The organism is Bacillus sp. P14.5 (assembly GCF_003316765.1).
Taxonomy (GTDB): domain Bacteria; phylum Bacillota; class Bacilli; order Bacillales; family Bacillaceae_B; genus Rossellomorea.
This window is the reverse complement of sequence record NZ_NIJF01000120.1, coordinates 1-1,260: the sequence shown is the minus strand read 5'-3', so window position 1 is coordinate 1,260 and position 1,260 is coordinate 1. Positions and strand designations below refer to the sequence as shown.

Sequence of the window (1,260 nt, the reverse complement as noted above, 5' to 3'; positions counted from 1 at the left end):
GGTAAACGCGACAGCTGCGATAACAGCACTCATCTCAAGCATTGAGACCAGCTCCCTTCTTTTATATATGTCTATGAGATGAGAGGGGTAGACATTCCTTCTCTCGAATTGGAATTATTAGGTAAGCGAGGGGCTGAGACCTGTAATTCAATCTAAAAATCTTCGTGCTTTTTTCTTAAACGAACGTTTGATTGAATGGTCAATCCTCCAGAGCAGGAGGAGAATCAGAGCCTGCCTCCCTGTACGGTAAAGTCCTATCGTGCCGGGGTGTCATTGAGCCTTTATTTTGTATTAAAATAAAAAAGACCATAATTATGAAATGGTCTTTCAATTCTAGTGGTTACTTGTATACATCACCGCGATTATCAATGGTTAATATATAGATTATTTTCTCATTATGATCAATTTCAAATAGTTCTGAATGGTCCAGTTCTCAACCTTAGTTGTCCCTTTTTACCCTTTAAAGGTTTTATGTCACCTATAGGTGGTTGAATTAATAGTCCCTTCAAAGCTATGCTTATTCTTAATACAACAGATGTTTCTTGTTTTTAAAAATTTTATAGCCTCACGACTTAGTGTCAGTTGGTAAGTTAAGCTCATTCAAAGCTTCCTCCCATGACAAAAACTCCAAGTTGTTCTTTAGATAGCGTACCGGGGGTCTGGCCCCTTTATTCACAGTAAAAATTGATAAGTACCTAACACATGAATTACTATAGAAAGTAGTAAAATAGCGTGAAGTTGGAGTGAGTTTAGTGAAGTGGATTTCTGGAAAAAACAAGAAACCTCTTGTAGTATTTATACTACTCTTTTTATTCATTGCCGGTTTGCTCGATATAATCTTTGAAGGCTTGGTCTTTCAATTATTACCGGAAGCGGTTCAGGCATTTTTGAAAGCCTGAAAATCAATTTTGAATGCTGAACTCTCATCCCGAGAGCTCAGCATTTTTTTATAAAAGTGGTGTCCTTTTCCCAGAAACCTCTCTATATAAAAGGTGAAACAATATATAGGGAGGAATTACTGATGACAGGATGGATCAAATTCAACCGGAACACGATTGAAAGTCCGATTTGGGGGAGCCCGTTTACGTTGAGGCTTCTATTATTGCTGAGCTGCAGGGCATTGCAGAAGGAATTCATGTATGTGGAAGAAGTGAAGGTACATAGAGGGCAGTATTTACGCTCGTATTCACGGCTGGCGGAAGATTTGCAGTATGTGGAGAATGGCAATTTGAAGATTCCGTCGAAGAATACGATCAAAGT

1 protein-coding gene and 1 pseudogene are annotated in these 1,260 nt (G+C 38.6%); both read left to right on the top strand.

Annotation, left to right across the window (positions count from 1 at the left end):
* The first annotated feature begins 752 nt into the window (after positions 1 to 752).
* A complete protein-coding gene (locus B9Z54_RS25395) occupies positions 753 to 899 on the top strand; it encodes a hypothetical protein (RefSeq protein WP_205207710.1) in 147 nt (48 codons plus the stop codon).
* A gap of 122 nt (positions 900 to 1,021) precedes the next feature.
* Positions 1,022 to 1,260: pseudogene (locus tag B9Z54_RS24515) on the top strand (DNA helicase); the annotation flags it as partial.